Origin of the sequence: Microlunatus parietis (assembly GCF_013407955.1) — a bacterium.
GTDB classification, from domain to species: domain Bacteria; phylum Actinomycetota; class Actinomycetes; order Propionibacteriales; family Propionibacteriaceae; genus Microlunatus; species Microlunatus parietis.
This window is the reverse complement of sequence record NZ_JACCBU010000001.1, coordinates 4,733,674-4,759,656: the sequence shown is the minus strand read 5'-3', so window position 1 is coordinate 4,759,656 and position 25,983 is coordinate 4,733,674. Positions and strand designations below refer to the sequence as shown.

Sequence of the window (25,983 nt, the reverse complement as noted above, 5' to 3'; positions counted from 1 at the left end):
GCCTCCATGGACCCGAACCGGGGCGGCCTGCTCCGCCGGATCGCGGAGTCGGTCTTCTGGATCGGCCGCAACCTCGAACGCGCCGACGCAACGGCGCGGATCCTCGACGTCCACCTGCAGCTGGTGCTGGAGGACCCGTGGGTCGAGGAGGACACGGCCTGCCGGTCGCTGTTGTCGATCATGGGAATCCGGCCGCCGGACGACGTCGCGGTGAGTACGACGGTGGTGCTGGACCGGCTCGCCTACAGCGCCGAACCGACCGCCATCCGGGGCTCCCTGATGGCCGCCCGGGAGAACGCCCGCGGTGCCCGGGAGATCCTGTCCTCGGAGTTCTGGTCGGCGCTGAACAGCACCTGGCTCGGGTTGCCGGAGGCCCGCCGGATGGCCGAACGGCTCGGCCCGCACGTCTACTTCACCTGGATCCGGGAGCAGACCGCGACGCTGGCCGGGGTGGTCGACCTGGCGATCAGCCGGGACACCGCGTGGCGGTTCCTCACCCTCGGCCGCAGCCTGGAGCGGGCCGACATGACGGCGCGGCTGCTGCTCACCCGGGCCGTTCCCGGGGCGCCGGGACGAGGCCGGCCGTCCTGGTCGGCGCTGCTGCGGTCCTGCGGCGCGTACGAGGCGTTCCTGCGCACCTACCGGGGCGACCTGGACGAGGCGGCCGCGGTGGAGTTCCTGCTGCTGGACCGGCTGTTCCCGCGGTCGGTGTTCTTCGCGCTGTCCGCGGCCGAGGCCTGCCTCAACGAACTCACCCCCGGCCGGGCCCGGGCCGGCGTTCCCGATCTGGCCCGGCGCCGGCTCGGCCGGGCCCGGACCCAGCTGGAGTTCCGCAGCCCGGAGGACCTGTTGGGCGACCTGACCACCGTGCTGGTCGATCTCGAGCGGACCTGCTCGGAGGTGAGCGAGGCGGTCAGCCGGACGTTCTTCGAGGCGTCGCACGCGATGGCCTGGGCCCAGGGGGAAGCATGATCAACAAGACCGAATCGGTGCTGGCCCGGCGCTACCGGATTCGGCACGAGACGAGCTTCAGCTACGACGCCGAGGTATCCGCGTCGTACAACGAGGTACGGATGACGCCGGTCAGCAATGATCATCAGATCGCGGCCGACAACCGGATCGTGGTGCGGCCGGCCTCGACCTCGTACCGCTATCGGGACTACTGGGGCACCATCGTGCACGCGTTCGACACCAGCGCGCCGCACCGCGAGCTGCGGGTGGTCGCCTCCAGCCTGGTCGACACCCGGACCGGTTCCGGCCGCAGCGGCGAGCCGGCCGGCTGGGACGGGCTCAAGGATCCCAAGATCAGGGACGGGTACGCCGAGTGGCTGATCCAGACCAGCCGGACCGAGCCGGACGCCGAGCTCCGTGAGCTGGCCGCCGAGGTGGTTCGCGGCGCGACGCCGGGCGAGGCGGCCCGGGCGGCCAGCGAGTTCGTCCACGACAAGATCGACTACGTGCCCGGGGTCACCGGCGTGCACTCCCGGATCGGTGACGTCTGGTCCGAACGCAAGGGCGTCTGTCAGGACATCGCGCATCTGACGATCATGCTGCTCCGCCTGGCCGGCATCCCGGCCCGGTACGTCTCCGGCTACCTGCATCCGAAGGCCGACGCCGAGGTCGGCGAGACCGTGACCGGCCAGAGTCACGCCTGGGTGGAGTGGTGGGACGGCGACTGGACCGCCTTCGACCCGACCAACGCGATCCCGGCCGGCGAACGGCACGTGATCGTCGGCCACGGCCGCGAGTACGGCGACGTGACGCCGTTCAAGGGCCTCTACTCCGGTAGCGCCGGCAGCACGCTGGAGGTCACGGTCCAGATCGCCCGGCTCTTCTGATCATCCCGATGGACCCGTGGCAGGCCGGCCTGGCCCGCGAGTTGATCATGAGACTGCCCGCCGGCGCCGACAGCGCTGCGGCCGGATCCGTATTGCAGCCGGAACAGCTGGACGGCTGGAGCGATCTCGACCTGCACGTCGACCTGCCCCGGTCCGCGGAACCCGTCGATCTCCTGGCCGGGCTGGAGATCTGGTCGGTCACCGAGGAGGCGTCGGCGGACCGGCAGGTGCTCCGTGCGGTGATCACCGACGGCCGCCGCGTCGACCTGGTGATCACCGGTGGTGGCCGGGTCCGGCTGCCCGACCGTGCCCCCGACAACCACATCCGGGCGCTCGTCGCGCAGGCAGCGGCGAAGCTCGGCCGCGGCGATCGCCTGATCGGCCTGCACCTGACGCTCGAACTGGTCCGGCACTGCCTGGTCCAGGCCATGCTGCTCCGGGACCGTGATCAAGGAACCACGATCCACCGGTCCGGCTCCGCACGGGACGCCCTGGCCGACGAGATCGCCGGGCTCGATCTCGACGACCTCGGCGTCACGCCGCGACCGAACGTCGTCGAGCGCACCGTCGACCTCTACGCCCGCTGGCGCAGCGAGCTGGAGCCCGACTACCGCCCGGACTGGTCAGGCCTCCGAGCCGTGATCGACCGGGGCCTCGCCGGTCGCTGACGGAGTCCGGCCCTTCACCACTGAGCCCGTCGGTTTTTCACGTTCCGTGAAAAACTGGCGCAATACCACAGAAGCTTCTCGGGTAAAGCGACAAGAAACCTGGTGAGGTGGGGCGCTTGGGGCTGGTGAGCCTCGAGCTCATGGCGATCGGCGGAGCAGCCGGCGGACCAGCAGCAGCGGGCCGAAGGCGCCGGCGGCGACCAGCAGTGGGACCAGGGCGACGGTTCGCAGCTGCCGGGGCCAGGCGAGCGTGCAGGTGGTGCCGTCGGGGCCGGTGACGATCATGGACCAGGCGGCCTTGGTCACCCGGTCGCCGGCCTTGACGCAGGCGGCCGCGTTCGGGTCGACCCGCAGGGTGCGCCGGTCGGTGAGGATCTGAGTCAGATCGTCCCGCCCGGGCTGGTGCTCCGGCCGGACCCGGACGGTGATCACGGTCTCCGCCTCGATGCCGTACGGAATGATCGTCCGGGACAGCGTGATCATGATCCCGGCCACCCAGAACAGCACCGCGATCATGATCATCGCCCACACGGCCGGCTTACCAGAACCCGACAAGCCAGGCTCCTCCGGCCAGGAAGGCCAGTGCCAGCAGGACCCAGACCGCCAGCGCCGTCGCGCCGTCGACCGGCCAGCTGACGAAGATCAATCCCGCGGTCACCGCACCGAGGCTCTGGTTCGAGACGTCGACCAGATCGAAGCCGCCCTCGACGAAGATCAACGCCTCGCAGCCGGCGCCGATGCCGCAGGACAGCGCCGTCACGGCCAGCGCGGACCAGGCCCGCGGCAGCACCGGCGGCAGGAGCGCCACCAGCGACAGCAGCAGCATCGTGCCGCCGAGCCCGGCCACGTAGTGGGCCGCGAAGTCCAGCCGGTCCGAGCCGAGGTGGTAGAAGAGCACGCCGATCCCGGCGGCCAGCAGCGCTGCCGCCCCCGGCACCTGCGATCGGGCCAGGCCGATCGTGTCTTCCCGCAGTGGAGACACGGTCTACCCGGCGAACTCTCGGACCGGCCTGCCCCGGATGCCGGGTCTGACCCCGAACAGTGACCCGGCCGGCCCGGCGTCGTCGTCCGAGAGGCCGTGGCGCGACGTCGTGATGATCAACTGGTCCAGGTCCGGCCCGGCGAACGTCACCGCGGTCACCTGCCGGGCCGGCACCTCGATCACCGCGTCCAGCCGGCCCTGCGGCGTGTACCGACGGACCGCCCAGCCGCCGTACAGCGCCACCCAGACACCGCCCTCGGCGTCGACGGTCAGCCCGTCCGGCCCGCCCTCGCCGTCGATCTCGACGAACGGCCGGCGGTTCCGCAGCCCGCCCTCGGCGTCCCAATCGAAGACGTCGATGCGGCCGGTCCGGGTGTCCACGTAGTACGCGAGCGTCTCGTCCGGGCTCCAGTCCAGGCCGTTGGAGATCGTCACCGCCGGCACCGCGACCGTCGGGGCCAGGTCGGGCCCGAAGCGATAGAGGTTGCCGCCGCCGTCTCGCCCGTCGTAGGCCATCGAGCCGAGATAGAGATTGCCGGCCGGGTCGCAGCCGCCCTCGTTCATCCGGACCTCGGTGCTGTCCCACACCTCCGGCAGCACTCGCACCGGCGCGTCCAGCGCGTCGTCGTCGGCCAGCAGCAGGCCGCGTTCGCCGGCGATCACGTGACCGCCGCCGAGGCGCGGCCGGATCATCGCCGCGACCGTGCCGACGTGATGCCGCCGGGGCCCGGAGTCGGGGTCGAGCTCGAGGATGTCGCCGGCCAGCAGGTCCACCCAGCGCGGTCCCGCCCAACGGTCCGAGAAGACCGGTCCCTCGCCGTGGTCGACGATCGGATCGGTCAGCTGCTCTGCGTGCATGACCCAACTCTGTCAGTGACGCCCCGCATCCCGGGACCGGCACCGGCCCCGGCCGTGGAGGTGTGACAGGATCGAGACCTCACCCAGCCTGGAGGTTGATCATGATCATCCGGTACGCACTCGACGGCACGATCGCGGTCGGTGTCCGCACCGGCGATGTGGTCCGGCGGATCGGAGATGATCTTGCTTCGCTGGCCCGCCTGCCGCTGGCCGAGTTCCGGGAGGCGGTCGAGCAGCCGACCGGGCCGGAGCTGCCGCTGGACCGGGTGACGGTGCTGCCGCCGGTCGACGGGCGGACCGAGGTGTGGGCCGCCGGCGTCACGTACAAGATCTCCCAGACGGCCCGGATGGCCGAGAGCGAGACGTCGGCAACCGTCTACGAACAGGTCTATGACGCGGACCGGCCGGAGATCTTCCTCAAGTCCGTTGCCTGGCGCGTGGTCGGCGACGGCGGCGAGCTGCGGGTCCGGGCCGACTCCGAGATCGACGTCCCGGAACCGGAGCTGGCGTTGTTGATCAACAGCGGCGGAGAGATCATCGGCTACGGCGTCTGCAACGATCTCAGCTCGCGTTCGATCGAGGGCGAGAACCCGCTCTATCTGCCGCAGGCCAAGATCTACAACGGCTCCTGCGGGCTCGGCGCGGGCGTGACGCCGGTCTGGCAGGTCGACGACCCGTACGCGCTGGAGCTGGCATTGATGATCACCCGCGACGGCGAACAGGTCTGGAGCGGCAGCACCAGCACCGCGCAGCTGCACCGCCGGTTCGATGATCTTGTCGGCTGGCTGCGCCGGGAACTCGACTTCCCGGACGGCGTCTGGCTGTCCACCGGCACGTCGCTGGTGCCCGAACTGCCGTTCACGCTGGCCGACGGCGACCGGGTCACCATCACGATCCCGGGCGTCGGCGAACTGAGCAACCCGATCCGCCGCGGCTGATCGGCCCCGCCGGCGCCGGCCGGGAGGTACCGTCGAATCCTCGGAGGGTGGGTTCGGAGGTGTGGCCATGGGCGTTCCGGGAGCGGCCGGGCGGGCGTACCGGATCTTGATCAAGGTCGGCCTGGCCGGTTACGGGCTGATGCATCTGGTGCTCGGCGCGCTGGCCGTCCGGCTGAGCTTCGGCGGCCGCAGTGAGGCTTCGCAGCAGGGCGCGCTGGCCGAGCTGGCGACGCAGCCGTTCGGCCGGATCGGACTCTGGGTCGCCGCGATCGGGTTGTTCGCCCTGGTGCCGTGGCGGCTGATCGACGCCGCGGTCGGCTACCGGTGGCACGACGAGCCGCGGCGGACGTTCCGCCGGGTGACCGCGGTCGGCCAGGCGGTGGTCTATCTCTGGCTCGGCGTCAGCGCGGTCCGGATCGTGCTCGGTGCGGGTGCCGGCGGCAGTCGCGGGGAGGAGACCGCGAGCGCCCGCCTGCTCGCCCTGCCGCTCGGGCCGACCCTGCTCATGGCGGTCGGTGCGGTCGTGATCTGGATCGGCGGCGCGCAGGTCGTCAAGGGCCTGCGCAAGTCCTTCGTCGACGACCTGTCCGGCGCCGGGCGGCTGACCGTGACGCTCGGCCGGATCGGGTTCCCCGCCAAGGGGATCGCGCTGGTGCTGGTCGGCGTCCTGGCCGGCTGGGCGGGGATCAGCTACGACCCGGCGAAGGCCGGCGGACTGGACGACGCGCTGCAGGCTCTCCGCGGCCAGGCCTTCGGACCGGTACTGCTCGCCGCGGTGGCCGTCGGCCTGATCGCGTTCGGGCTGTTCTGCTTCGGCTGGGCCCGCCGTCCGCGCGTGCAGCGCTGACGGACCGGCACCCGGTCAGCGCTTCTGGTCCCGCTTCAGGGTACGGATCCGCAGCGGCCCGACCAGCCGCGGGCCGGACAGCCGCCGTTCCAGCTTGCGGGCCTCGCGGCGGACCGGCTGGGCGATGTACTCGCCGAGGATCACGCCGGAGGCCAGGGCGATCGCGACGGCGCCGGCGGTGACCAGGTCGACCACGCCGCCGGAGTCGCCGGCCGTGAACAGGGTCAACGCCCGGTAGATCGACAGGCCGGGCAGGAACGGGGTGATCCCGCAAACCACGATCGCCAGCGGCGGCACCCGGACCCGGCCGGCGACCCCGTACGCGACGACGCCGATGCCGACGGCGGCGACCGCGGCCGCCCAGGGCCGGCCCAGCCCGACCGCGAGGAGGACCGAATAGATCACCTCGCCCGCGCCGGCGATGAGGCCGATCGGCAGCAGTGCCCGGAGCGGGGTGTACGCCACATACCCGAACGCCATCGCACAGATCGCCGCACCGCTGAGCACCCAGGGAGCCTCGGCCAGCCCGGCGGCCCCCGGCACCAGCGTGAGATCGACCCCGATCAGCCGGCCGACGGTGATCCCGCCGCTGACCCCGACGATGATCCCGGCTGTCGACAGCATCACCTCGAGCAGCCGGGCGTTCGCGGTGATGTAGAACCCGGTCAGGGCGTCCTGGGCGGCGCCGATCAGGCCGAGCCCGGCCAGCAGCACGGTGATGTTGGCACTGACCACGACCGACGGGTCCAGCGGTAACGGCGTCGCGGCGAGCCCGACCGCGAGCAGCGTGGCCAGCAGTCCGCCGGCCATCTGCTGGTAGAACGACGGCAGCCGGCCGACCGTCATCAACCGCTGCAGCCGCTCCACGGCGATCGAGGTGACCAGCGCGATGATCATCACCAGCGGTCCGCCGCCGAGCAGCATGGCGATGCCCAGGGCGAGCACCCCCCAGCCGACGGTGACCGCCCAGCGGGGCCGCTGATGGCCCGAGGAGGTGATCTGGGCCAGTTCGTCGCGGGCCCGGTCGCGGTCGATCCGGTCCAGCAGCAACGCCTTCACCAGGTGGTCCACCCGGGTCAGGTCCTCATAGTCGACGTCGCGTTGGGCGACGTTGCGCCGGCGGACCAGGGTCGGTTCGTCCGGCGACTCCTGGTGCGCCACGACCAGCGCGGTGAACGTGACGTCGACGTCCGCGCCGGCCAGTCCCAGGTGGCGCAGGATCGAGTCCATCGTCGCTGCCACGTCGGCGGCACCGGCCCCGTTGGCGAGCAGGGCCTCACCGACCCGAAGCGCGAGGTCGAGCGCCTTGATCGTCTCGGCGGTACGGTCCTCGTCCGGCTGGTCGGCCCGGGCTAACGACATCGGGGTCACCGATCGTTCGTGATCACGATCATCGTCCGAGTGTCGCAGACCGGTGCCGTGCTGCGCCCCAAGCGTGGCGTCTGGCGGCGTCCGGGTGCGTGCATCGCCAGGCCGACGAGGAAGACATATCGGGTCATATATCGACTGAGGAGAACGCCGCGAGGTGCGTGCCTGGGCGTCGCCAACTGTTAAGGAACTAGGGACGCACGACACTAGGCCCTTCGACAGGCTCAGGGCACGATGGAGGATGACTCAGGCACGGAGTTGATCAGCCCTCGAACTTGTAGCCGAGGCCCCGTACCGTGATCAAGTACTTCGGGTTCGCCGGATCGGATTCGATCTTGGTCCGGAGCCGCTTCACGTGCACGTCCAGGGTCTTGGTGTCACCGACGTAGTCGGCGCCCCAGATCCGGTCGATCAACTGGCCCCGGGTCATCACCCGGCCGGCGTTGCGGAGCAGCATCTCCAGCAGTTCGAACTCCTTCAGGGCCAGCTTGACCCGTTCCCCGTTGACCGACACCTCGTGCCGCTCGACGTCCATCCGGACCGCGCCGGCCTCGACGACGTCCGGCACCAGCTCGACGTCCTGGCCGCGTCGCAGCACGGCCCTGATCCGGGCCACCAGCTCCCGGTGGCTGAACGGTTTGGTGACATAGTCGTCGGCACCCAGTTCGAGCCCGACCACCTTGTCCACTTCGGAATCCCGGGCGGTGACCATGATCACCGGCACCGGGCCGCGGGTCCGCAGCTGCCGGCACACCTCGGTGCCCGGCAACCCCGGCATCATCAAATCCAACAACACGATGTCGGCGCCGACACGGTCGTACTCGGCGAGGCCTTCGGTCCCGTCGGCGGCCTCGACCACCTCGAAACCTTCCCGACGCAGCATGTACGCGAGCGTCTCGCGGTATGTCTGCTCGTCCTCGACCACCAATACGCGGGTCATCGTCGTTCTGTCTCCTGCTGCTCAGGCCGGCGGGTCGTGCCCGGCCGGATGATGGGTGACGACTCCGCCGCCACCGGTAGGCGGCCGGTCGGAGTCGAGGTGGACCTGGACTGGTGCGCCCTTCGATCGGGGAGCATCGCCGGGTCCCGGGTCGCCGGGAGATCCGGCAACCCTTGATCAACCGCAGTACCCGGCTTCAGATGGGCCGGAATCTTGATGGTGAACGTCGAGCCCTGACCGATCTGGCTCCACACCCCGACGTCGCCGCGATGGCTGGCCGCGATGTGCTTCACGATCGCCAGGCCGAGGCCGGTGCCGCCGTCGGCCCGGCTGCGTGCATAGTCGACCCGGTAGAACCGTTCGAAGATCCGCTCCAGGTCGCTCGGCGGGATGCCGATCCCGTTGTCGGAGACGGTGATCTCGATGTAGTCGTCGTCGGTGGCGGCGACCCGGTGCGCGGCGACCACGACGCGGGCCCCCGGGTCGGAGTAGATCACCGCGTTCTCGACCAGGTTGCTGATCGCGACGCCGAGCTGGCGGGCGCTGCCGAGCACCCGGCAGTTCCGTTCGCCGGCGACGGTCAGCTCGACCTGGTGGTTCTCGGCGTCGACCCGGCACCGGTCGACGGCGTCGGCGAGCACCTCGTCGACGTCGACCTCTTCCGGTTGCGACAGCGGGTCGTCGGCCTGCAGCCGGGACAGGTCGATGATCTGGGCGGTCAGGTCGATCAGCCGAGCCGACTCGAGACTGAGCCGGCTGGCGAACCGGCGGACCGCGACCGGGTCGTCCGCGCCGTCCTCGATCGCCTCGGCCAGCAGGGACACCGCGCCGATCGGGGTCTTCAGTTCGTGGCTGACGTTGGCGACGAAGTCACGCCGGGTCGCCTCGATCCGCCGGGACGTGGTCTGGTCCTCGGCCAGCACCAGGATCAGCTCGGGGTCCAGCGGAGCCACCCGGGCCGAAAGGTAGGTCGCCGCGATGCCGCGGCCGTGCTCGATCTGCAGGTCCGCGGCCGTCGGCTCGCCGGACTGCCGTACCTCGCGGACCAGTCCGAGCAGTTCCTTGTTGACCACCCGGGAGCCGCGGACCAGGCCGAGGTTGTGCGCCGGCGTGCTCGCCTGCAACACCTCGTCGTGCGGCCCGACCACGATCGCGGAGGAGCGCAGGACGGCCAGCACGGCGGACACCCCGTCGGGCACGGCAGGGGCGGTGTAACGCAGTTCGGAGTCGTCGAAGGGCTTGCGCCGGGACCAGATCCAGACGGCGAAGCCGCCGATGATGATCCCGACGACGAGGGCGATGAGCGTGGCGCCGATCGGGTTCACACTGCCGATACTAAAGGGAAAGCTGGCGGTCACCTCACCACCTGCCCAGCAGTCGGCGACCGCCTCGCCGAGCGTTCCAGCGATGTTCACCCGGCGTTCACGAATGGCCTTTTCCGGCGCTTCAGCGCCCTGGCATAGGGTTGGGCCGATGCGAGGCGGCCAGGTGGGCCGCACGGCGAGACGAGGTGGATTCGGCATGCGTGACTCGTACCGGGAACAGCTGGACGAGATCCTGAACGACCTGGTGGAGATGTCCCAACTCGTCGCCGAGGCGGTGCGGGCGGCGACCACGGCACTGCTGGAGTCCGACATCCACCAGGCCGAGCAGGTGATCACCCGCGACGACGACCTCGACAACCGGCAGCACGACATCGAGAACCGCACCTTCTCGCTGCTGGCCCGGCAGGCCCCGGTCGCCGGCGAACTCCGTACCCTCGTGGCGACCCTGCGGATGGTCAACGAGCTGGAGCGGATGGGCGACCTCGCCGTGCACGTCGCCAAGATCGCCCGGATGCGCTACCCGGACCCGGCGGTGCCGGACCGGTTGCGGCCGAACTTCGTCCGGATGGGCGACGTCGCCGAGAAGATGGTGGTCAGCGCCGGCCAGACGCTCAGCGACCGCAACCTCGAACTGGCCCGCGAGCTGCGCGAGCGGGACGAGGAGATGGACGACCTGCGCAAGTCGCAGTTCCGGGTGCTGCTCAGCGACGACTGGGAGTACGGCGTCGAGGCCGCCGTCGATGTGGCCCTGCTCGGTCGCTACTACGAGCGCATCGCGGACCACGCGTCGTCGATGGCGCGGCGGGTCATCTACATCGTCACCGGCAGTTATCCGGACGACGAGAACCAGGTTGTGTCCTAAACCGTGTCCGTTTTGGACATTGCGTCTCAATGACCCACTTTCGCGTGGAACGACACCACTCGTTCTGCTAGTGATCGCGCATTTCCGCGGGGGCCCTTTTCCTCGGGTGCCCTACCATCCGTTCGAGCCTCCGCCGCTGCCCTGATTTCCTTGTACGCAAGGCACTCCAGACGATCCGACAGGGCCTCCGCACATCCCCGGCCGGGGCTTCAACGAGAGACCCCGGAGACGAGTTCCCGACCGGGCCGAATACGAATGGTGACAACCGAACTCGATGTCGCTATCTTCATCCGCAGGGAGAAACTCGGGGGCTCGGGGAATTGCGGGGGTCGGGGAACGCATACGACCATCTCGGATCCATAAGGAGTGAGTTTCTTGAAGTCGTCTTGGAGGCCGTGGGGCAGGCCGCTTGCCATTGCCTCGGCTACGGCCCTCTTGATCGGCACCGTTGGGCTCTCCCCCTCGGCGGCTGTCGAAAACTACCCGGACGAGGCCTCGGAGGCGTCCGCGAGCGTGCTCGCGTCGACGCTCGTGAAGGAGAAGCTCCTCGGTGCCGCGTCGACCTCTGCCGGGCTGAAGACCTCGCCCGGCCCCAACAACGACGCGCTCAACGTCGACCTGCTCGGTGATCAGGTCGTCCAGCTGGGCGACGTGTCCGTCCCGCTGAACGACTTGATCGACTTCGGCTCGATCGGTGCCCTGGGCAGCTCCAGCGAGGCCACCTCGCCGACGAGCACCCGCTCGGTCAGCGGCCTGGTCGCCGAGGGCGGCTCGGTCACCCTGTCCGGTGACGACGCCTCCTTCGGCGCCGCCACGATCAACCTGCTGTCGCTCTCCGAAACGGCCGATGTCGAGGGCCTGACCGATCTGGCCGTCGACCAGCTCGAACTGAAGCTCGGCGCGTTCGGCTCCGAGGTCGTCGTCGAGGACGGCAAGATCCTCGATCCCGACGGCGTCGGCGGGCCGGGCCAGTACCGCGTCGCGCAGGCCGACCTGCTGGTCCGTTCGCCGCTGGTGAGCGACGCGGCGAACGGCATCTACGGCGCCGCCGGCACCGTGGACACCACCGTCGAGGACCTGATCAACGACAAGCTCGATGTTGCGGCGCTGACCGGGCTGCTGGCGGCCGTTCCGGCCATCCCGGAGCCCAAGGTGACCGTGGACAGCAACATGCATGACACGCTGTTCCAGCGGGTGCTGAACCAGCCGCTCACCTCGCACAGCAAGCTCGTCACGATCGACTTCTCCACCGGCGAGCTGCAGATCCACCTGGATCAGCTGGCCGGCAAGGGCGGGCTGAACGCCCAGGAGCCGAACGCGGAACTGATCTCCTCCGAGATCTACCCGCTGATCGCCGAGAGCGTGCACGACATCATGCACGACGCGACCAACCTGATCGTCGGAGCCATCGAGGACTCGCTGGACGCGGTCGAGATCACCCTGCAGTTCACCGACGACTACGGTCTGGTCGGCGGCAAGCTGGACGTGACCTGGACGTTCAGCCTGGCCGACATCGCCTCCGGTGAGGTCGGCGAGGTCGTCGACAACAGCTCCGGCCTGATCGGCGGCACCACGGGCAACACGCTGACCACCACGATCAACACGCTGGGCGGCACGCTCGGCACCGTGGTCGGCCCGGTCTACGACCTGATCATCAGCGACGCCGGTGATCACATCTTCGAGTTGGCGATCAACGACATCAAGTTCGGTTTCACCTCGACGATCGTCAACATGCTGTCGCCGCTGTTCGACGTGCTGAACGAATTCGTCTCGCTGCAGGTCAACCGCCAGGAGATCGGCACCTGCAAGAACACCGCCGGCGAGGACGTGACGAACAGCTTCGACCTCTCCGCGCTGAGCCTCGGTCTGGCCCGCTCGGCCGACGGGGCGCGGGTGAACTTCGGAAACTCGGCCACCCGGTTCACGCCGGAAGGGTGTGGCGCGAGCAGCTAGGACGGACGGGTAGCCGGGCCACACTGACCGGCCATCTGTGAATGAGGACCGTCGGCCCTCCGGGAATCTCCCGGAGGGCCGACGCCTTCGTACGAAGCGGGGAAGTTTGATCATGAAGCAACGACCACGCCGCGGCCGGATCTTGATCATCTCGGCGATGATCACCGGGCTGATCGCCGCCGTTGTGGTGATCGCGGTGACCCGGGCCAGCGGCGGCCCGGCGGAGAAGCCGATCGCCACCACTTTGGACTGCGCCCAGAACCAGCCGATCGCCGCGGCCCTGTCCAGCGGCTCCTCCTGGGCGATGTGCTGGCGGATCGATCCGTACTCCGGCCTGACGCTGGAGAACATCCACTTCACGCCGGTCGGCCGGGCGCCGATCATGGTCCTGGCCTCGCTGGCGATCGGCCAACTCGAGGTGCCGTACGACACCGGCGAGCGGACCACCGAGGACATCACCGACCACGGCTTCGGCGGCCGGAACCTGCAGACGCTGTCGCCCACCGAGTGCGCCGGCGAGATCCTGACCACGCACGTGCCGAACTTCGGCGACGGCAAGGTCGGCGGCGGCGAGGACCGGGGCGTGCTGTGCCAGGCGGAGGTGGACACCGGGATCGCGTACCGGGCCCAGTCCGGCGGCAAGGTCGACGTCGCCCGCGGCACCGCGCTGAACCTGAGCACGATCTCCAAGGTCGGCTGGTACGAGTACGTCAACAGCTACCAGTTCGGCGCCGACGGCTCGATCCGGCCGGCCCTCGGCGCGACCGGCGACCTGTCCCCGGAGGACTACACCGACGATCCGGCGCAGGGCCGGGCCGTCGGGCCGGGCGAGCATGATCACGCCGCCAGCCATTCGCACAACGCGGTCTGGCGGCTGCACTGGGCCCTGGGCGGCCGCGGCGGTCAGCGGGCCGAGCAGTACGACGCCGACTTCACCGGCGAACAGGGACCGAAGTCGCCCGAGCTGGCCGGCGGGCTGACTCCGATCACCAAGGAGACCACCCGCAAGATCGCGAACCGGCGCTGGTGGCGGGTGGTCAACCCTGCCGTACTGAACGAGGACCGGCACCCGATCTCGTACCAGATCGAGATCGGCGACACCGACTCCTACCGGTTCACCGACGAGGCGCGTGATCATGGCGCGGACGCCCCGGAACCGGCCTACGACATCGCCTTCACCGAGTACGTCGAGTGCGAGCGGTTCGCCACCAAGAACCGGAGCTGCCCCGAGCGCAGCGTGATGGGCTACCTGCGTGATCAACAGACCCTGGACGACCTGGTGTCCTGGGTCGCCGTCGGCTTCCACCACGTCGTCCGGGACGAAGATCAAAGCCCGATGGACCTGCACTGGCAGGGATTCACGCTGCTGCCCCGCGACCTCACCGCCCAGCGGCCCGACCTGCCGGAGGATCGGGCCAAGATCAACGGAAGGCCCGAGCCCGGCGGCCGCTGAGCTTGATCAACTGCTGAGCTTGATCAACTGAAGGTGGCGGTCACGTGGTAGACCCGGCCGCCCCAGCCGTCCTCCGGGAAGGAGTCCCGGACCCGGAGATAGACCGGCGACTCGCCGTCGGCGGCCAGGTAGGGCGTCAGGTCGACGGTCAGGTCGGCTTTGTTCGACCCGTCCCGGATCGGTTCGTCCTCACGGAGCACGGTGGTCCAGTTCTCGCCGTCCGAGCTCAGGTCGACCAGATACTGGTTCTCGATCGTCAGCGTCGCCTCCGCGGCCGTCGTACCGGCCGGGAACGGGAACCGGTAGACGAAGTAGCTGTTGCCGTCGGCGAACCGGCGCTGCGGCCCGTTGTTGCCCGAACCGTCGGCATCCCAGAGCCACGGGATCTCCGCTGCTGTACCGGTGTCGAAGTCGATCTTGTGCGCCACCTCGATCTCGGCCTGGGCGGTGAACTCCAGCCCCGCTGCCGTCGCCGACGCGGTCACGAGGTAGGTCCCGCTCTCGGTGTCGGCCGGAATCTCGACGGTCACGGGCACGGTGCGCTGCACCGGCTCCGCGGCGCCGCCGGTGATCAACCGGAACCGGGTCCGTTCCGGCTCGACGGTCCACCCCGAGGGTGCGTCGAGCTCGACTCCGCCGGCCAGTGACCGGCCCGGCTTCCCGGTCGCCTGGACAGCGAGTTCGAGCTTCACCTCGGTCGGCTCGCCGGCGGCCGGCAGGATCGCCGTCCGGGCCGGGCTGAGGGTCGCGGACAGGGAACGGGCCGGCTCCTGCTCCGGCACCGCGGCGATCAGGGCGCTCAGTGCGCTGGCCTGGGTCCGCCAGTCGAAGGCGTTCGGATGATCATCGTTGGTGCCGCCGGCCCAGCGGCAGCCGAGCCGGTTGGCCACGTCGCGATCATGCTCCCAGATGGTGGTCGCCTGGGTCCGGACGAACTCGCGATATCGCTTCGCTCCGGTGGTGTCGGCGAGGTCCATCAGGTAGCGCAGGAAGATGCCCTTGAACTGCTTGCCGTTGTCGTCGCAGGTCCGGTCGAGCGCATCGCAGGACTCGGTGAGCACCCCGTCCACCAGCAGCCCGCCGTCAGCCAGCGCGGCGTCGGCCAGCTCCCGCGCCTTGGCCAGGACGGCTTCGTCACCGTTCGCCCGCCACAGCTCCAGGCCCGCGCCGATCGCCAGGCCCTGGTTGTAGGTCCACACCGTCTGCCGGTTGTTCTCGCAGTCGTCGTTCAGGCCGTCGTTGACCAGGCCGTCGGAGTTGATCATGCCGCTGTCGAGATACCAGGCCCAGGCCTCCTCGGCCCGGTCGAGCCACGCGGTGTCGCCCGGGATCCGGTTGTGCAGTTCGGCGGTGAGCCGGATCCACTGGCCGTTGGTGACCGCGTTCTTGTACGTCCGCTCCTCGTTCCACCAGATGCCGCCGCCGCAGCTGCTCGGGTCCCAGAAGTCGTTCATGAACTCGGCGATCGTGACCGCCATGTCCAGGTACTTCGGCTGCCCGGTCAGGTCGTAGGCCTGGATCCAGTTCAGCGCCCACCAGCCGGCGTCGTCGATGGCGCGGCTGGTGAAGTTGCCGTAGATCTCGTCGGTGGACAGCTCGCCGGCCGGGAACGGCCCCTTGTTCGTCTCGAACGTGTGGTCCAACTGCGCGAGGTAACGGCGGTCACCGGTGCGCTGCATGTAGTCGCCGACCGTCTGCAGTGCGACGGCCGAGTTCCACCAACTGGAGGGGAACCACGCCTTCTTCTGGTCGTACGAACTCATCAGCACGTCGGCAGCGACCCGGGCCCTGGCCAGCGCCGTTTCGGGAGCGATCCCCGGCGGCTTGGCGCTGGCCGGGCCGGTCCCGGTGAGCGCGGTGATCAGGACGACGGTGAGCAGGGTGGCACCCAGGCGACGGAGCAGGAACATCGTTGTGTCCTTTAATCAAGCGGATGGACTTTCACCATCCTGACCCAGGACCACCCGGGCCGTCCACCCCTGTCCCGAACACCGACCAGCCCAAGAACAAGCCAGCCGCGACCGTTGTTCGTGTCCGCGACCGTTGCAACGGTCGCGAACGCGAGGAACGGTCGCGGCTGTGGAGGAGGGGACGGGCGCGCGGACTACTTCTTGCCCTGGTTCTTGACGGCTTCGATCGCGGCGGCCGCGGCTTCCGGATCCAGGTAGCGACCGCCCCGCGTGACGGGCTTGAGGTCGTCGTCGAGCTCGTAGGCCAGCGGGATGCCGGTCGGGATGTTCAGCCCGACGATGTCGGTGTCGCTGACGTCGTCCAGGTGCTTCACCAGGGCGCGCAGCGAGTTGCCGTGGGCGGCGATCAGGGTCACCTTGCCGGCCTGCAGGTCCGGGACGATCTGGTCGTACCAGTACGGCAGCGCGCGGACCAGCACGTCCTTCAGGCACTCGGTGGCCGGCCGGGCCTCGCTGGGCAGGTGGGCGTACTTGGCGTCGTTGAAGTTGGCGAACTCGTCGTTCTGGTCGATCGCGGGCGGCGGGGTGTCGTACGAGCGCCGCCAGATCATGAACTGCTCCTCGCCGAACTCGGCCAGGGTCGCCGCCTTGTCCTTGCCCTGCAGGGCTCCGTAGTGGCGCTCGTTGAGCCGCCAGGACCGGCGGGTCTCGATCCACATCCGGTCGGCGACACCGAGCGCGATCTCGGCGGTACGGATCGCCCGCCGGAGCAGCGAGGTGTGCACCACGTCGGGCAGCAGGCCGGCCTCGAGCAGGAGTTGACCGCCGCGCTCGGCCTCGGCGATTCCCTTGTCGTTCAGGCCGACGTCGACCCAGCCGGTGAACAGGTTCTTGGCGTTCCATTCACTCTCGCCGTGTCGCATCAAGATCAAGGTTGACGTCATGGCGCCGAGCCTATCGAGCGCCCCTCGGCCGGCCGCGAGCGGCGGGGAGTAGCGTCTCGGCCATGGCCCGCAGCATCGCAACGTCTCGTACCGTCGAACGCGAAGAGCTTCTCGACTTCCTGCGCACCCGGCACTCGATGGTGCTGGCGACCACCCGTGCCGACGGCCGGCCGCAACTGTCACCGGTCACCGGCGGCGTCGACGACCAGGGCCGGATCGTGATCTCCACCTACCCCGGCCGGGCCAAGGCGATCAACGTCGCCCGCAACCCGCTGGTCTCGGTCGCCGTCTTCTCCGAGCACTTCAGCGACCCGTGGGTGCAGGTCGACGGCGACGCCGAGGTGCTGCACATGCCGGAGGCCCTGGACGGGCTGGTCGACTACTTCCGCTGCATCTCCGGCGAGCATCCCGACTGGGACGAGTACCGCGAGGCGATGCGCCTGCAGGACAAGTCCTTGATCAGGATCACGCCGACCCGCTGGGGTCCGATCGCGCGCGGCGGCTTCCCGGCCGACGTCGCGGCCAAGCTCGACGCCCTCGACTAGGAACGACGTTCCCTGTCCGCAGCCGGATCGAGGTGGCGGAAGGCGGCCAGGTTGGCCGTCGACTCGCCGCGGGAGCGGCGCCAGGCCCACTCGCGCCGGATGCTGTCGGCGAAACCCAGCTCGAGAATGATGTTGAACATCGAGTCCGCCGTGTCGGCGACGATGCCGAGCACCCGATCGATCTCGGCGGCCGTGACGCCCGCCAGCGGCAGGCCTCCGGTCAGATGGATGTCGCCGTCGGCGTCGACGCTGAACGCCACCGCGGACAGCTTGAGGTTGCGCTCCAGCAGCCGGCGGTAGACGACTTCGTGATCTTGGTCGGGGTTGCGGGCGACGAACGCCCGGATGCCGAGCTGATAGCGGCCCACCGCCAGCGCGCATTCGGTGCGCAACTTGCGGGTCCCGGGCAGCGTGACGAGGAACAGGCCGGGCTCGGACTCCGACCAGTCCAGGGCCAGCTCGGCCAGCGCGCGCCGGATCTCCGCCATCGCCTCCGTGCGTGCGTCTGCCATGTCCGCATGGTACGCAAGCATTTCACCGTAGGGTGTACGATGATCGACCCGCCCTCCCCGAACCCGAAGGGATCCCGATGTCGATCTTGGTCACCGGAGCGACCGGAAACGTCGGCCGCCTGGTCATCGACGAACTCATCGCCCGCGGCGCACCGACCGTCCGCGCCCTCACCGTCGACCCCGCAAAGGCCGATTTACCCGACGGCGTCGAGGTCGCCGTCGGCTCGATCCACAAGCCCGACAGCGTGGTGCCCGCCCTCCAGGGCATCAGCACGCTCTACCTCGCGCCGCACCCGCCGACCGCGCAGGCGGTCGTCGACCGAGCCGTCGCCGCGGGCGTGCAGCGGATCGTCGACCTGACCGGACCGGAAGGCTCCTGGTGGGACGAGATCGAGCCGGTCGTCGAGGCGTCCGGCCTCGGCTGGACCCACCTGAAGCCGGGCGAGTTCACCCACAACGCGCTGATGTGGGCCGACCAGATCAAGATCAGCCGCGAGGTCCGGGACGCCTACCCGAAGTCGGCCAACGCGCTGATCGACCTGGCCGACATCGCCGCCGTCGCCGCGGTCACGCTGCTGGACGACCGGCATCTGGGCCGGGCCTATCCGCTGACCGGCCCGGAGACGCTGACCAGGGCCGAGAAGGTCGCGATCATGGGCCGGGCGGTGGGTGCCGACGTGCCGTACCTGGAGATCGACCGGGAGGCCGCGATCGCCCAGTGGGAGCCGTCGATGGGCGAGTTCGCGCAGTGGTACGTCGACGGGGCGGCCGACCTGGTCGAGCATCCGCAGCAGGTCGATCCGAGCCTGGCCGAGCTGCTCGACCGGCCGCCGACCACGTTCGCCGACTGGGCCGAGGCCAACGCCGACCAGTGGCGCTGATCCGGCCCACGCGCCCCGAGCCTGTCGAAGCATGTCCTGAGCCTGTCGAAGGGGGCCAAGCCGGACGTGCCCTTGCCCTTCCGCCTTGCTCAGCCCGGATCCACCGTCTCAGCGCTGGTCCCGGACCACTTCCTGCCCGGGAGTGATGTCGCGAAAGCTCTTGGCGCCGACCGCAACAGGCCGGTACAACGTTGCACCCTTTGATGCGAAGAGAAATCGCGACACCGCGCCCTGCTCGGGTCACTGAGCCGGTCAGGACCAGGTACCGGTGATGCCGCCGGGCAGGTCGGCGGCCGGGTCGTAGGGCGTCCGGGTGAGCCGGAAGGAGGCCAGGTCCCAATGGCTCACCCGGCCGTCGACCCGGATCGCGCGCAGGGTCTCGCCGAGGTAGTACTCGTCCAGCCCGACCCAGGTGTCCGGTCCGGCCGGGCGGAACCGGGAACCGCGCCCGTTCCCGTACGGGCTCAGCTCGAGCCAGCCGTCGGCGGCGGTCCGGAGCTCGAACGGCGCCGGCCCCCAGTACCAGGTGCCGGTCAGCTCGACCAGTTCCCGCTGCCCGGCGTCGGCGACCCAGACCGGCGGGTCCTTCGGCGCATGCTCCGCCACCAGATCGAACAGCTCCGGCACCAGCCGGCCGGACAGCCCGGCGGTGGTGTTGGCGAGCATGATCACCGCGTCGCCGTCGTCGTCGAACCGCAGGCTCGCCTGGAAGCCGGGCATCGAGCCGCCGTGGCCGTACCGGCGGCGGCCGTCGGTGTTGAAGACCTGCAGCCCGAGGCCGTACGCGCTCGCCCAGGGCTGACCCGGCACGTCGATCACCGTGCGCGGCACCCGCATCGCCAGCCTGGCCTCGTCGGAGAGCACCGCCGGATCACCGGCGTGCAGGAAGGCGGCCCACCGAGCAAGATCATCGACGGTCGACCAGAGCTGCCCGGCCGGCCCCATCGCGTCGGCGTCGTGCTCCGGTTCGACCATGATCAACTCGGCATGCGGGTGCACCGCGTAGCCGTCGGCGTGCGGCGGCGCCGGCCGTGCCGTGGTCCGCGCCATCCCCAGCGGGGCAAGGATCTCGTCGGTCAGCACGTCCAGCCAGGGTCGACCGCGGAGCTCGCTGATCAGCCGGCCGAGGACGCCGTACCCGACGTTGGAGTAGTGGAATACGCCACGCGCCTCCGGCCGCAACACCAGCTGCGGTTCCAGCGTCGGCCAGCCGATCCCCGGGGACCGCTCCCACCAAGCACCCTCGCTCTCGGCGCGAAGGCCCGAGCCCTGGGCCAGCAGGTCGATGATCAAGGTCTCGCCGATCGGCGTGCCGGGCAGGTGCCGGTCCAGTTGATCATGAACGTCGAGCAGGCCCTCGTCGGCCAGTCGCAGCACGCCGACCGCGACGAACGTCTTGGTGATCGAACCGATCCGGTACTGCCGGTCGACCCCGACCGCACCGTTCCCGCGCCCGTCCGCAGTCCCGACCGCGTCGGCCCACGCCACCGCACCGTCTCGCACCACACCGGCCACCAGGGACGGCACCCGACTCCGGGACTGCTCGAGCCGGAGTGCCCGCCCCAGCCGCCGGCTCAACTCGCTGTCAAACATCCGCCCATCCTGCCGCACCCGGCGCACGGAAGAGGGCAGAATTTCCCCGGCCGCGATCCGACGGCAAATCCGTCAGAGGAGCCAGCCACGTGACTGATCAAGGACGCAACGTGAGAGCACGGCTGCCGTTCATGATCAGATCAAATCCCAAATCGGGTTACGTCGCCGATTGGGATGATCTTCCCGAATGGCAGCGGGAGACGGATGCCGACATCTTCGACGCCATCGAGGCCCGATCCACCTGATCAGGCAGCGACGCCCGAGTCTGCTCCGGCCAGCCGGCCGAGGAGGTCGGCCGCGTCGTCGCGGGACACCCGGTAGTGCTCCGGCCAGGCGGTCAGCGCGTCGCGCCAGTCGGCCGCGTGCGGATCGTCGGGTGACCCGTCCAGGTCGGCCCAGCGGCGCCAGTGGCCGTCGAAGCGATCTTGGTCGACGATCCGGCCGCGGGCTCGTTGCCCGGCCAGCGCCTGCTCCCGGTCCACTTCGATGAAGATCAGCACCGGGCGCCAGCCGCGGGCCTGCGCGAGGGTGCCGATGATCTTGAGCCGGGCCGGGCGGGTGGCCGGGTCGTGCACGATCAGGCCGTTCCGGCCGGCCGGGCCGCGGACCAGTTCGGCGAGGGCGCGGGTCTGGTGCACGGCGTGCACCATCGGCCGCAGGTACGGATACGGCACGCCGGGCGCGATCGCCGACAGCCGCCGCCGTTCGTCCTCGGAGTCCAGGGCGTCCACCCCGCGCAGGTACGGCAGTACGCGGGCCATCGCCGTGCTCTTGCCCGCTCCCGGAACCCCGCCGACCATGATCAGCGGGGGCCGCTGCTGTCCCCTGTCCATCGTGACCTCCCTGTCGTTCCAGGGTATGCGCGTCGCGAAGTCGTCCCACAGCGCAGTACTAGCTTCAGCCGACCCGGTCCGGGTGCGGCACCAGCTCGGCGCCGACCCGGGCGATCCGGCCCTGCCCCCAGGCCCCGAGCGGCGCCAGTGCCTCGTTCAGTGATCGTCCCTGGTCGGTCAGCGAGTATTCGACCCGCGGCGGGACCTCCCGATACACCTCGCGATGCACCAGGCCGTCGGCCTCCATCTCCCGCAGGTGCTGGATCAGCATCTTCTCGCTGACCCCGGGCAGGCCGCGCCGCAGTTCGCCGAACCGGCGCACCGGGTGGGCGTCGAGCTCCCACAGGATGAGCGACTTCCACTTGCCCGCGATCACGTCCATGGCGGCGTCGATCCCGCAGATGTACGGACCGCGCCGTTCGTTCCGAGCCATCGCATCCTCCACGAGTGTTCAAGACTTACCGCCGGGTGGGTATTGAACATAATAGTCGGTACTTGTCGGCTCTCCAGTGTCAACGCAGCATAGCTGCATGACCAACGACACCACCGCGTTCACCCTCCTCGGCACCGGCGAGATGGGCCTGGCCCTCGCCCTCGCCCTGCTCACAGCCGGCCACTCGACCACCGTCTGGAACCGCACCGCTCACCGCGCCGAGGCCCTCCGGGCCGACGGCGCCCAGGTCGCCGGCGATCCCGGCGCGGCGATCACCGCGAGCCCGGTCGTGATCACCTGCCTGTACGACCACGCCTCGGTGCACCAGGTCCTCGACCCGGTCGTGGACCGGCTTCGCGGCCGTACGGTGATCAACGTCACGACCACCACCCCGGACGAGTCCCGCGAACTCGCCGCCTGGGCGGCCGAGCGCGGGATCACGTACCTGGACGGCGGGATCATGGCGGTACCGGAGATGATCGGCGGCCCCGGCTCGTTGATCTTGTACAGTGGCGCCGCCGAAGCGTTCGAACAGCTGGAACAGGTGCTGTCACTGTGGGGCCGCAGCCGTTATCTGGGCGCGGACGCCGGACTGGCGCCGCTCTACGATCTGGCGATCCTGACCCCGATGTACACCGCGTTCGCGGGCTTCCTGCACGGCGCCGCCATGGTCGCGTCGGCGGGCGTTCCGGCCACCGAGCTGGCCGAACTCGCCGGCCCGTTCCTGACCGCGGTCGTGGAGCCGTCGGTACGGCACTCGGCCGAGGTGGTCGACGGCGGCGACTTCGCGGTCCCGGGACAGCAGAGCCTCTCGTTCTCCGACCTGACCAAGTTCATCACCGCCAGCGAGGCAGCCGGCGTCGATCCGGTCCTGATCAACGGCGTCCAGCTGTTGATCAAGCGGCAGATCGACGCGGGCTTCGGTGATCATGGTTTCGCGAGGATCTTCGAGAGCCTGCGCCGGTCATGATCATTTCGAGCCGACCGGCAGCCGCTTCTTGAACTCCTCGGTGAACGCCTTGCGCAGCTCGGCCGAGTCGAGCATCTTGCCGGCTGTCTGCAACTTGCCCTGGGCGACCCGCTGACAGACGCCGAGCCAGGCCTGCCCCATCGCGTACGTGAACGAAGAGGCCACCGCTGCTCCGATGGCGCCGCCGGCGACCGTACCCGCGCCGGGAATGAGCTTGAGCAGGCCGGTGAACGCGGCCCGGCCACCCTGGGTGGCCGCGGTCGTCGAGGCGATCGCCATCAGCGCCGCCCGCTCGAACTTGATCTGGTAGAGCTGCGCGATCTTGGCCATCATGCCGAGCTGGATCGGCACCAGCAGGGTCGCGTCGGCGAACGGGATCGGCGTCGCCGCCGCGGCCGCGGCGCTGGTGGCGGCGACCGCTATCGCGCGTTGCGCCTGCTGCGCCTTCCGAGCCTGATCAATGGTCTGCGCCGCGGTGAGGGCTCCTTCGACTCCTTCGGGCGCAACGCGAAAGGTGGCATCGAGGACTTCCTTCAGCCCGTGCGGCTGCTGTCCGGTGAAGTCGTCGTAGCGGGCGTTGGTGAGGAACGGCCGGCCGCCGGCGATCGGCAGCCCCTTGGCCATGATCAACTCCGCCAGCTGGACGGCGTCGGGGTGGTAGCGGCCGTCCCGCATCGGCACCTGCGTCAGCACCAGCACGACCGGCAGCCCGAGCTCCTCCAGCCGCCGGATGAACTCCGCCTCGGTCTCTTCGAAGCGGCGGTCCATGCCGCGGACGCAGTACCAGGCGACGTGCAGCTGCTCGCTCAGCGGCAGCTTGCGCATCTCCTTCATCACCTTGTCCAGGTCGGCGATGATCGCCTTGTCGTCGCGGCCGACCTCGAGGCCCTGGGTGTCGACGATGCCGAGATGGCCCACCTTGTCCAGATACAGGTGGCTGCCCCGGGTCACCGGTTCGCCGATCCCGGTCCGGGCCACCTCCTCGCCGAAGATCGCGTTGATCAAGGTCGACTTACCGACGCCGGTCTTGCCGAAGATGGCCAGGTTGAACCGGCCGAGCGAGTTGGACTGGCGGTCGAACTCCTGCCGGAAGGTCTCCGTGAACCAGTCGGGCGGATCGATCATGGTCACCTCCGCGGTGCACCGGGTTTGGACGCGTCCAGCGTACGGTGCAGCCGACCGGACACCGGTCAGGAGACCGTTCTCTCAACCCCGGGTCGCCCCGGAGCCGACCCCGGGCCGGCCACCGAGTGGTCACGTCCGCAGCGACACGCCGGCAGAACACCTGCTTTGGTGACCGGTCGGCGGAATCGGGGGTGTTGACCGGGCGACCCCTGGTGGTTACGTTGTAGCCAGAAACCGCTTTCTTCGACTCGGAGCCGCGTCATGGTCACTCGCACCCCACCCCTGCGCGCGTTCGGCGCGATCGCGCTCGCCCTCGTCCTGTCGCTCGTCGGCGCCGGCTGCGGCCGGAACAGTGCCGGGCCGGCGGAGGACGGCAGGACCACCCTCCGGTTCGCCTGGTGGGGCAACGAGAAGCGGGCCGAGGCGACCCAGCAGGCCCTGCGCGCGTTCGAGGCGGCCCATCCCGGGATCACCGTGATCGGTGAGTCCACCGAGTTCAGTGCGTACTTCGACAAGCTGGCGACCGGGGTCGCCGCCGGTGACGCCCCGGACGTCTTCACCTTGGGCGGCGCCTACCCGGCCGAGTACGCCGGCCGCGGTGCGCTGCTCGACCTGGCCTCGGTGTCCGGCAGCCTCGACCTCGACGCCCTCGACGCGTCGGCCCGGCAGAACGGGCAGGTCCGCGGCGCCCAGTACGGCGTCTCGACGGGCGCCAACGCGCTGGCGATCGTCGCGAACCCGAAGGTGTTCGCCGCGGCCGGCGTCGAACTGCCCGACGACGACACCTGGACCTGGGACGACTACGCCGCGCTGGCCACCGCAATCACCGAGAAGAGCCCGAAGGGCACCTACGGCACGGCAACGCCGCTGACCCACGACTCCCTGGACGCGTACGCCCGGCAGCGCGGTGAGTCGCTCTACACCGAGGACGGCAAACTCGGGCTGACCGAACAGACCGTCGCCGCCTTCTTCGACTACTCGCTCCGGCTGATGAAGCAGCAGGCGGCGCCGCCTGCGACGATCACCGTCGAGGAGGAGGGCGCCAGCACCGAGCAGACCCTGATGGGCCGCGGCCAGGCCGGGATGATGCTGGCCTGGAGCAACTCGGTCAGCGCGCTCGGCACCGCCACCGGCACCGAGCTGAAGCTGCTCAAGCTGCCCGGCGAGACGCCGACCCCCGGCATCTGGCTGCAGTCCTCGCAGTACTACGCCATCTCGGCCAAGACCGAGCAGGCCGACGCTGCGGCGAAGTTGATCAACTTCCTGGTCAACGACGAGCGGGCCGCCTCGGTGCTGCTGACCGACCGCGGCGTCCCGGCCAACCCGGAGATCCGGACCGCCATCGCCGATCAGCTGTCGCCGGCCGGCAAGGTCGAGGTGGACTACATCGACGCGATCGGCAAGATCGAGTTCGCGCCGACCTTCATCGGCCCGGTCGGCTCGACGAAGGTGGCCGATATCACCAGCCGGGTCAGCACCGACGTCCTGTTCGAGCGGATCACGCCCGCCGAGGCGGCGAAGCAGTGGCTGACCGAGAGCCAGCAGGCGATCGCCGGCTGACCCTGGGAGCCCGGCGTGCGCTTCTCCGCCGGCCTGGGTCACCGAACGGACGCTAAGGGCAGTCTCCGGGCACCGGAACCTGCCCTAATCGTCCGCTCGGCGACGCGAGGATGCTCGCTGCGACCTGGTCGAGCTCCGCATCTCATCCCGGCCCCTCGCGTGAGTTTTCTCCACCCAAGTCGAGTTCCGCACGCCCGACCCGGCAATCCATGGGGCGCTCTCCACCCAGGTCGAAGGCGCCGGGCAACGAGGCTGCCGAGGTCGCGGTGCTCCGCACGCCCCACGCGGCATCCTGCGCGCTTCTCCGCCCAAGTCGAGCTCCGGACGCTCCCGCGCGCCACCGCGTTGGCAATTTGCACCCAAGTCGAGTTCCGCACGCCCAAACCCGGCATCCCGCGGGCGCTTCTCCAACCAGGTCGAGTTCCGCACCTCCACATGGCATTCCGCGGGCATTTCCCCCACCCAGGTCGAGTTCCGCACGATCCCGCCCACGACCCCGCGGGCGCTTCTCCCACCCAAGGCCGAGCTCCGCACACCCACCCGGCACCCCGCGGGCGCTTCTCAACCACGGTCGAGTTCCGCACGCTCCCGCCCGCCACCCGGGAGTTGTTGCGCATCCGGCACCGCCGGGCGACGCGGAAGATC

General features: G+C 69.9%; 25 protein-coding genes. 12 read left to right on the top strand and 13 right to left on the bottom strand.

Annotated features, from left to right (window positions below; genetic code table 11):
* Positions 1–6: 6 nt before the first annotated feature.
* The 3 genes from BKA15_RS22880 to BKA15_RS22870 are packed head-to-tail and all read left to right on the top strand — an operon-like array spanning position 7 to position 2,506.
* Entirely contained in the window at positions 7–972 is a 966-nt protein-coding gene (locus BKA15_RS22880) for an alpha-E domain-containing protein (protein ID WP_246322406.1), read from the top strand.
* Positions 969–1,838: a transglutaminase family protein gene (locus BKA15_RS22875; protein WP_218871536.1), complete on the top strand. Its 870-nt coding sequence runs from the start codon at positions 969–971 to the stop codon at positions 1,836–1,838. The genes BKA15_RS22880 and BKA15_RS22875 overlap by 4 nt, the downstream gene beginning before the upstream one ends.
* Positions 1,839–1,846: 8 nt before the next feature.
* The gene (locus tag BKA15_RS22870; protein WP_179754685.1) at positions 1,847–2,506 is read left to right on the top strand and encodes a hypothetical protein; all 660 of its coding nucleotides are present in this window, start codon (positions 1,847–1,849) and stop codon (positions 2,504–2,506) included.
* 138 nt (positions 2,507–2,644) lie between these two features.
* Here the strand turns inward: BKA15_RS22870 and BKA15_RS22865 are convergent, their stop codons facing one another.
* From BKA15_RS22865 to BKA15_RS22855, 3 genes are read right to left on the bottom strand one after another with little or no spacing between them, the layout of a single operon-like run.
* On the bottom strand, positions 2,645–3,061 hold the full coding sequence (locus BKA15_RS22865; protein WP_179754683.1) for a hypothetical protein: 417 nt from the start codon (positions 3,059–3,061) through the stop codon (positions 2,645–2,647).
* On the bottom strand, positions 3,045–3,488 hold the full coding sequence (locus BKA15_RS22860) for a hypothetical protein (protein ID WP_179754681.1): 444 nt from the start codon (positions 3,486–3,488) through the stop codon (positions 3,045–3,047). The genes BKA15_RS22865 and BKA15_RS22860 overlap by 17 nt, the downstream gene beginning before the upstream one ends.
* 3 nt (positions 3,489–3,491) lie before the next feature.
* Positions 3,492–4,346 (bottom strand): SMP-30/gluconolactonase/LRE family protein, encoded by an 855-nt coding sequence (locus tag BKA15_RS22855; RefSeq protein WP_179754679.1) that lies wholly within the window; start codon positions 4,344–4,346, stop codon positions 3,492–3,494.
* A gap of 101 nt (positions 4,347–4,447) precedes the next feature.
* Here BKA15_RS22855 and BKA15_RS22850 point away from each other — a divergent pair, with 101 nt between their 5' ends.
* On the top strand, positions 4,448–5,284 hold the full coding sequence (locus BKA15_RS22850) for a fumarylacetoacetate hydrolase family protein (RefSeq protein ID WP_218871535.1): 837 nt from the start codon (positions 4,448–4,450) through the stop codon (positions 5,282–5,284).
* Positions 5,285–5,351: 67 nt separating this feature from the next.
* The gene (locus BKA15_RS22845; RefSeq protein ID WP_179754675.1) at positions 5,352–6,131 is read left to right on the top strand and encodes a DUF1206 domain-containing protein; all 780 of its coding nucleotides are present in this window, start codon (positions 5,352–5,354) and stop codon (positions 6,129–6,131) included.
* A 15-nt stretch (positions 6,132–6,146) separates the two neighbouring features.
* On the opposite strand, the gene BKA15_RS22840 is transcribed toward BKA15_RS22845, so the two are convergent.
* From BKA15_RS22840 to BKA15_RS22830, 3 genes are all read right to left on the bottom strand, one after another.
* On the bottom strand, positions 6,147–7,493 hold the full coding sequence (locus BKA15_RS22840; RefSeq protein ID WP_179754673.1) for a threonine/serine exporter family protein: 1,347 nt from the start codon (positions 7,491–7,493) through the stop codon (positions 6,147–6,149).
* A 268-nt stretch (positions 7,494–7,761) separates the two neighbouring features.
* A complete protein-coding gene (locus tag BKA15_RS22835; protein ID WP_179754671.1) occupies positions 7,762–8,439 on the bottom strand; it encodes a response regulator in 678 nt (225 codons plus the stop codon).
* The gene (locus BKA15_RS22830) at positions 8,436–9,854 is read right to left on the bottom strand and encodes a sensor histidine kinase (protein ID WP_312879213.1); all 1,419 of its coding nucleotides are present in this window, start codon (positions 9,852–9,854) and stop codon (positions 8,436–8,438) included. Before BKA15_RS22830 ends, BKA15_RS22835 begins: the two co-directional genes overlap by 4 nt.
* Before the next feature lie 106 nt (positions 9,855–9,960).
* Here BKA15_RS22830 and phoU point away from each other — a divergent pair, with 106 nt between their 5' ends.
* From phoU to BKA15_RS22815, 3 genes are all read left to right on the top strand, one after another.
* On the top strand, positions 9,961–10,626 hold the full coding sequence (gene phoU / locus BKA15_RS22825) for a phosphate signaling complex protein PhoU (RefSeq protein ID WP_179754667.1): 666 nt from the start codon (positions 9,961–9,963) through the stop codon (positions 10,624–10,626).
* Positions 10,627–10,992: 366 nt separating this feature from the next.
* Positions 10,993–12,579, top strand: a complete 1,587-nt coding sequence (locus tag BKA15_RS22820; protein WP_312879212.1) for a choice-of-anchor G family protein — start codon at positions 10,993–10,995, stop codon at positions 12,577–12,579.
* 112 nt (positions 12,580–12,691) lie between these two features.
* Positions 12,692–14,032 carry a copper amine oxidase gene (locus tag BKA15_RS22815; RefSeq protein ID WP_179754663.1) on the top strand — a complete coding sequence of 447 codons (1,341 nt, stop codon included), beginning with the start codon at positions 12,692–12,694 and terminating at the stop codon, positions 14,030–14,032.
* 23 nt (positions 14,033–14,055) lie between these two features.
* On the opposite strand, the gene BKA15_RS22810 is transcribed toward BKA15_RS22815, so the two are convergent.
* Both BKA15_RS22810 and BKA15_RS22805 read right to left on the bottom strand, forming a co-directional pair.
* Complete coding sequence (locus BKA15_RS22810; protein WP_179754661.1) at positions 14,056–15,942, bottom strand: glycoside hydrolase family 76 protein; 1,887 nt, start codon at positions 15,940–15,942, stop codon at positions 14,056–14,058.
* A gap of 194 nt (positions 15,943–16,136) precedes the next feature.
* Positions 16,137–16,886: a phosphoglyceromutase gene (locus BKA15_RS22805; protein ID WP_179754659.1), complete on the bottom strand. Its 750-nt coding sequence runs from the start codon at positions 16,884–16,886 to the stop codon at positions 16,137–16,139.
* 62 nt (positions 16,887–16,948) lie between these two features.
* Between BKA15_RS22805 and BKA15_RS22800 the strand changes: the two genes are divergently transcribed.
* Entirely contained in the window at positions 16,949–17,431 is a 483-nt protein-coding gene (locus BKA15_RS22800) for a PPOX class F420-dependent oxidoreductase (protein ID WP_179754657.1), read from the top strand.
* Here BKA15_RS22800 and BKA15_RS22795 read toward each other — a convergent pair.
* Positions 17,428–17,943 (bottom strand): type III secretion system chaperone family protein, encoded by a 516-nt coding sequence (locus tag BKA15_RS22795; RefSeq protein WP_246322404.1) that lies wholly within the window; start codon positions 17,941–17,943, stop codon positions 17,428–17,430. The genes BKA15_RS22800 and BKA15_RS22795 overlap by 4 nt on opposite strands.
* Positions 17,944–18,020: 77 nt before the next feature.
* Here BKA15_RS22795 and BKA15_RS22790 point away from each other — a divergent pair, with 77 nt between their 5' ends.
* The gene (locus BKA15_RS22790; protein ID WP_179754655.1) at positions 18,021–18,824 is read left to right on the top strand and encodes an NAD(P)H-binding protein; all 804 of its coding nucleotides are present in this window, start codon (positions 18,021–18,023) and stop codon (positions 18,822–18,824) included.
* Positions 18,825–19,076: 252 nt separating this feature from the next.
* Here the strand turns inward: BKA15_RS22790 and BKA15_RS22785 are convergent, their stop codons facing one another.
* The 3 genes from BKA15_RS22785 to BKA15_RS22775 all read right to left on the bottom strand — a co-directional run bounded on the left by BKA15_RS22785 (position 19,077) and on the right by BKA15_RS22775 (position 21,683).
* Positions 19,077–20,417 carry a serine hydrolase domain-containing protein gene (locus BKA15_RS22785; RefSeq protein WP_179754653.1) on the bottom strand — a complete coding sequence of 447 codons (1,341 nt, stop codon included), beginning with the start codon at positions 20,415–20,417 and terminating at the stop codon, positions 19,077–19,079.
* A 245-nt stretch (positions 20,418–20,662) separates the two neighbouring features.
* A complete protein-coding gene (locus BKA15_RS22780; RefSeq protein ID WP_179754651.1) occupies positions 20,663–21,250 on the bottom strand; it encodes a P-loop nucleotide/nucleoside kinase family protein in 588 nt (195 codons plus the stop codon).
* Positions 21,251–21,314: 64 nt separating this feature from the next.
* Complete coding sequence (locus tag BKA15_RS22775; protein WP_179754649.1) at positions 21,315–21,683, bottom strand: winged helix-turn-helix transcriptional regulator; 369 nt, start codon at positions 21,681–21,683, stop codon at positions 21,315–21,317.
* A gap of 97 nt (positions 21,684–21,780) precedes the next feature.
* On the opposite strand from BKA15_RS22775, the gene BKA15_RS22770 reads away from it, so the two are divergent.
* Complete coding sequence (locus tag BKA15_RS22770) at positions 21,781–22,653, top strand: NAD(P)-dependent oxidoreductase (protein WP_179754647.1); 873 nt, start codon at positions 21,781–21,783, stop codon at positions 22,651–22,653.
* On the opposite strand, the gene BKA15_RS22765 is transcribed toward BKA15_RS22770, so the two are convergent.
* Positions 22,654–23,778, bottom strand: a complete 1,125-nt coding sequence (locus tag BKA15_RS22765; protein WP_179754644.1) for a GTPase family protein — start codon at positions 23,776–23,778, stop codon at positions 22,654–22,656.
* Positions 23,779–24,039: 261 nt separating this feature from the next.
* Here BKA15_RS22765 and BKA15_RS22760 point away from each other — a divergent pair, with 261 nt between their 5' ends.
* On the top strand, positions 24,040–25,338 hold the full coding sequence (locus BKA15_RS22760) for an ABC transporter substrate-binding protein (protein ID WP_179754642.1): 1,299 nt from the start codon (positions 24,040–24,042) through the stop codon (positions 25,336–25,338).
* Positions 25,339–25,983: the final 645 nt, after the last annotated feature.

Bases quoted from the DNA above. Each gene is read 5' to 3' on its own strand.
- BKA15_RS22765 (WP_179754644.1), bottom strand. From the start codon at position 23,778: ATGATCGATCCGCCCGACTGGTTCACGGAGACCTTCCGGCAGGAGTTC.
- BKA15_RS22835 (WP_179754671.1), bottom strand. From the start codon at position 8,439: ATGACCCGCGTATTGGTGGTCGAGGACGAGCAGACATACCGCGAGACG.
- BKA15_RS22800 (WP_179754657.1), top strand. From the start codon at position 16,949: ATGGCCCGCAGCATCGCAACGTCTCGTACCGTCGAACGCGAAGAGCTT.
- BKA15_RS22845 (WP_179754675.1), top strand. From the start codon at position 5,352: ATGGGCGTTCCGGGAGCGGCCGGGCGGGCGTACCGGATCTTGATCAAG.
- BKA15_RS22850 (WP_218871535.1), top strand. From the start codon at position 4,448: ATGATCATCCGGTACGCACTCGACGGCACGATCGCGGTCGGTGTCCGC.
- BKA15_RS22785 (WP_179754653.1), bottom strand. From the start codon at position 20,417: ATGTTTGACAGCGAGTTGAGCCGGCGGCTGGGGCGGGCACTCCGGCTC.
- BKA15_RS22795 (WP_246322404.1), bottom strand. From the start codon at position 17,943: ATGGCAGACGCACGCACGGAGGCGATGGCGGAGATCCGGCGCGCGCTG.
- BKA15_RS22815 (WP_179754663.1), top strand. From the start codon at position 12,692: ATGAAGCAACGACCACGCCGCGGCCGGATCTTGATCATCTCGGCGATG.
- BKA15_RS22840 (WP_179754673.1), bottom strand. From the start codon at position 7,493: ATGTCGTTAGCCCGGGCCGACCAGCCGGACGAGGACCGTACCGCCGAG.
- BKA15_RS22810 (WP_179754661.1), bottom strand. From the start codon at position 15,942: ATGTTCCTGCTCCGTCGCCTGGGTGCCACCCTGCTCACCGTCGTCCTG.
- phoU (WP_179754667.1), top strand. From the start codon at position 9,961: ATGCGTGACTCGTACCGGGAACAGCTGGACGAGATCCTGAACGACCTG.
- BKA15_RS22760 (WP_179754642.1), top strand. From the start codon at position 24,040: ATGGTCACTCGCACCCCACCCCTGCGCGCGTTCGGCGCGATCGCGCTC.
- BKA15_RS22775 (WP_179754649.1), bottom strand. From the start codon at position 21,683: ATGGCTCGGAACGAACGGCGCGGTCCGTACATCTGCGGGATCGACGCC.
- BKA15_RS22805 (WP_179754659.1), bottom strand. From the start codon at position 16,886: ATGACGTCAACCTTGATCTTGATGCGACACGGCGAGAGTGAATGGAAC.
- BKA15_RS22780 (WP_179754651.1), bottom strand. From the start codon at position 21,250: ATGGACAGGGGACAGCAGCGGCCCCCGCTGATCATGGTCGGCGGGGTT.
- BKA15_RS22870 (WP_179754685.1), top strand. From the start codon at position 1,847: ATGGACCCGTGGCAGGCCGGCCTGGCCCGCGAGTTGATCATGAGACTG.
- BKA15_RS22790 (WP_179754655.1), top strand. From the start codon at position 18,021: ATGTCGATCTTGGTCACCGGAGCGACCGGAAACGTCGGCCGCCTGGTC.
- BKA15_RS22770 (WP_179754647.1), top strand. From the start codon at position 21,781: ATGACCAACGACACCACCGCGTTCACCCTCCTCGGCACCGGCGAGATG.
- BKA15_RS22880 (WP_246322406.1), top strand. From the start codon at position 7: ATGGACCCGAACCGGGGCGGCCTGCTCCGCCGGATCGCGGAGTCGGTC.
- BKA15_RS22855 (WP_179754679.1), bottom strand. From the start codon at position 4,346: ATGCACGCAGAGCAGCTGACCGATCCGATCGTCGACCACGGCGAGGGA.
- BKA15_RS22875 (WP_218871536.1), top strand. From the start codon at position 969: ATGATCAACAAGACCGAATCGGTGCTGGCCCGGCGCTACCGGATTCGG.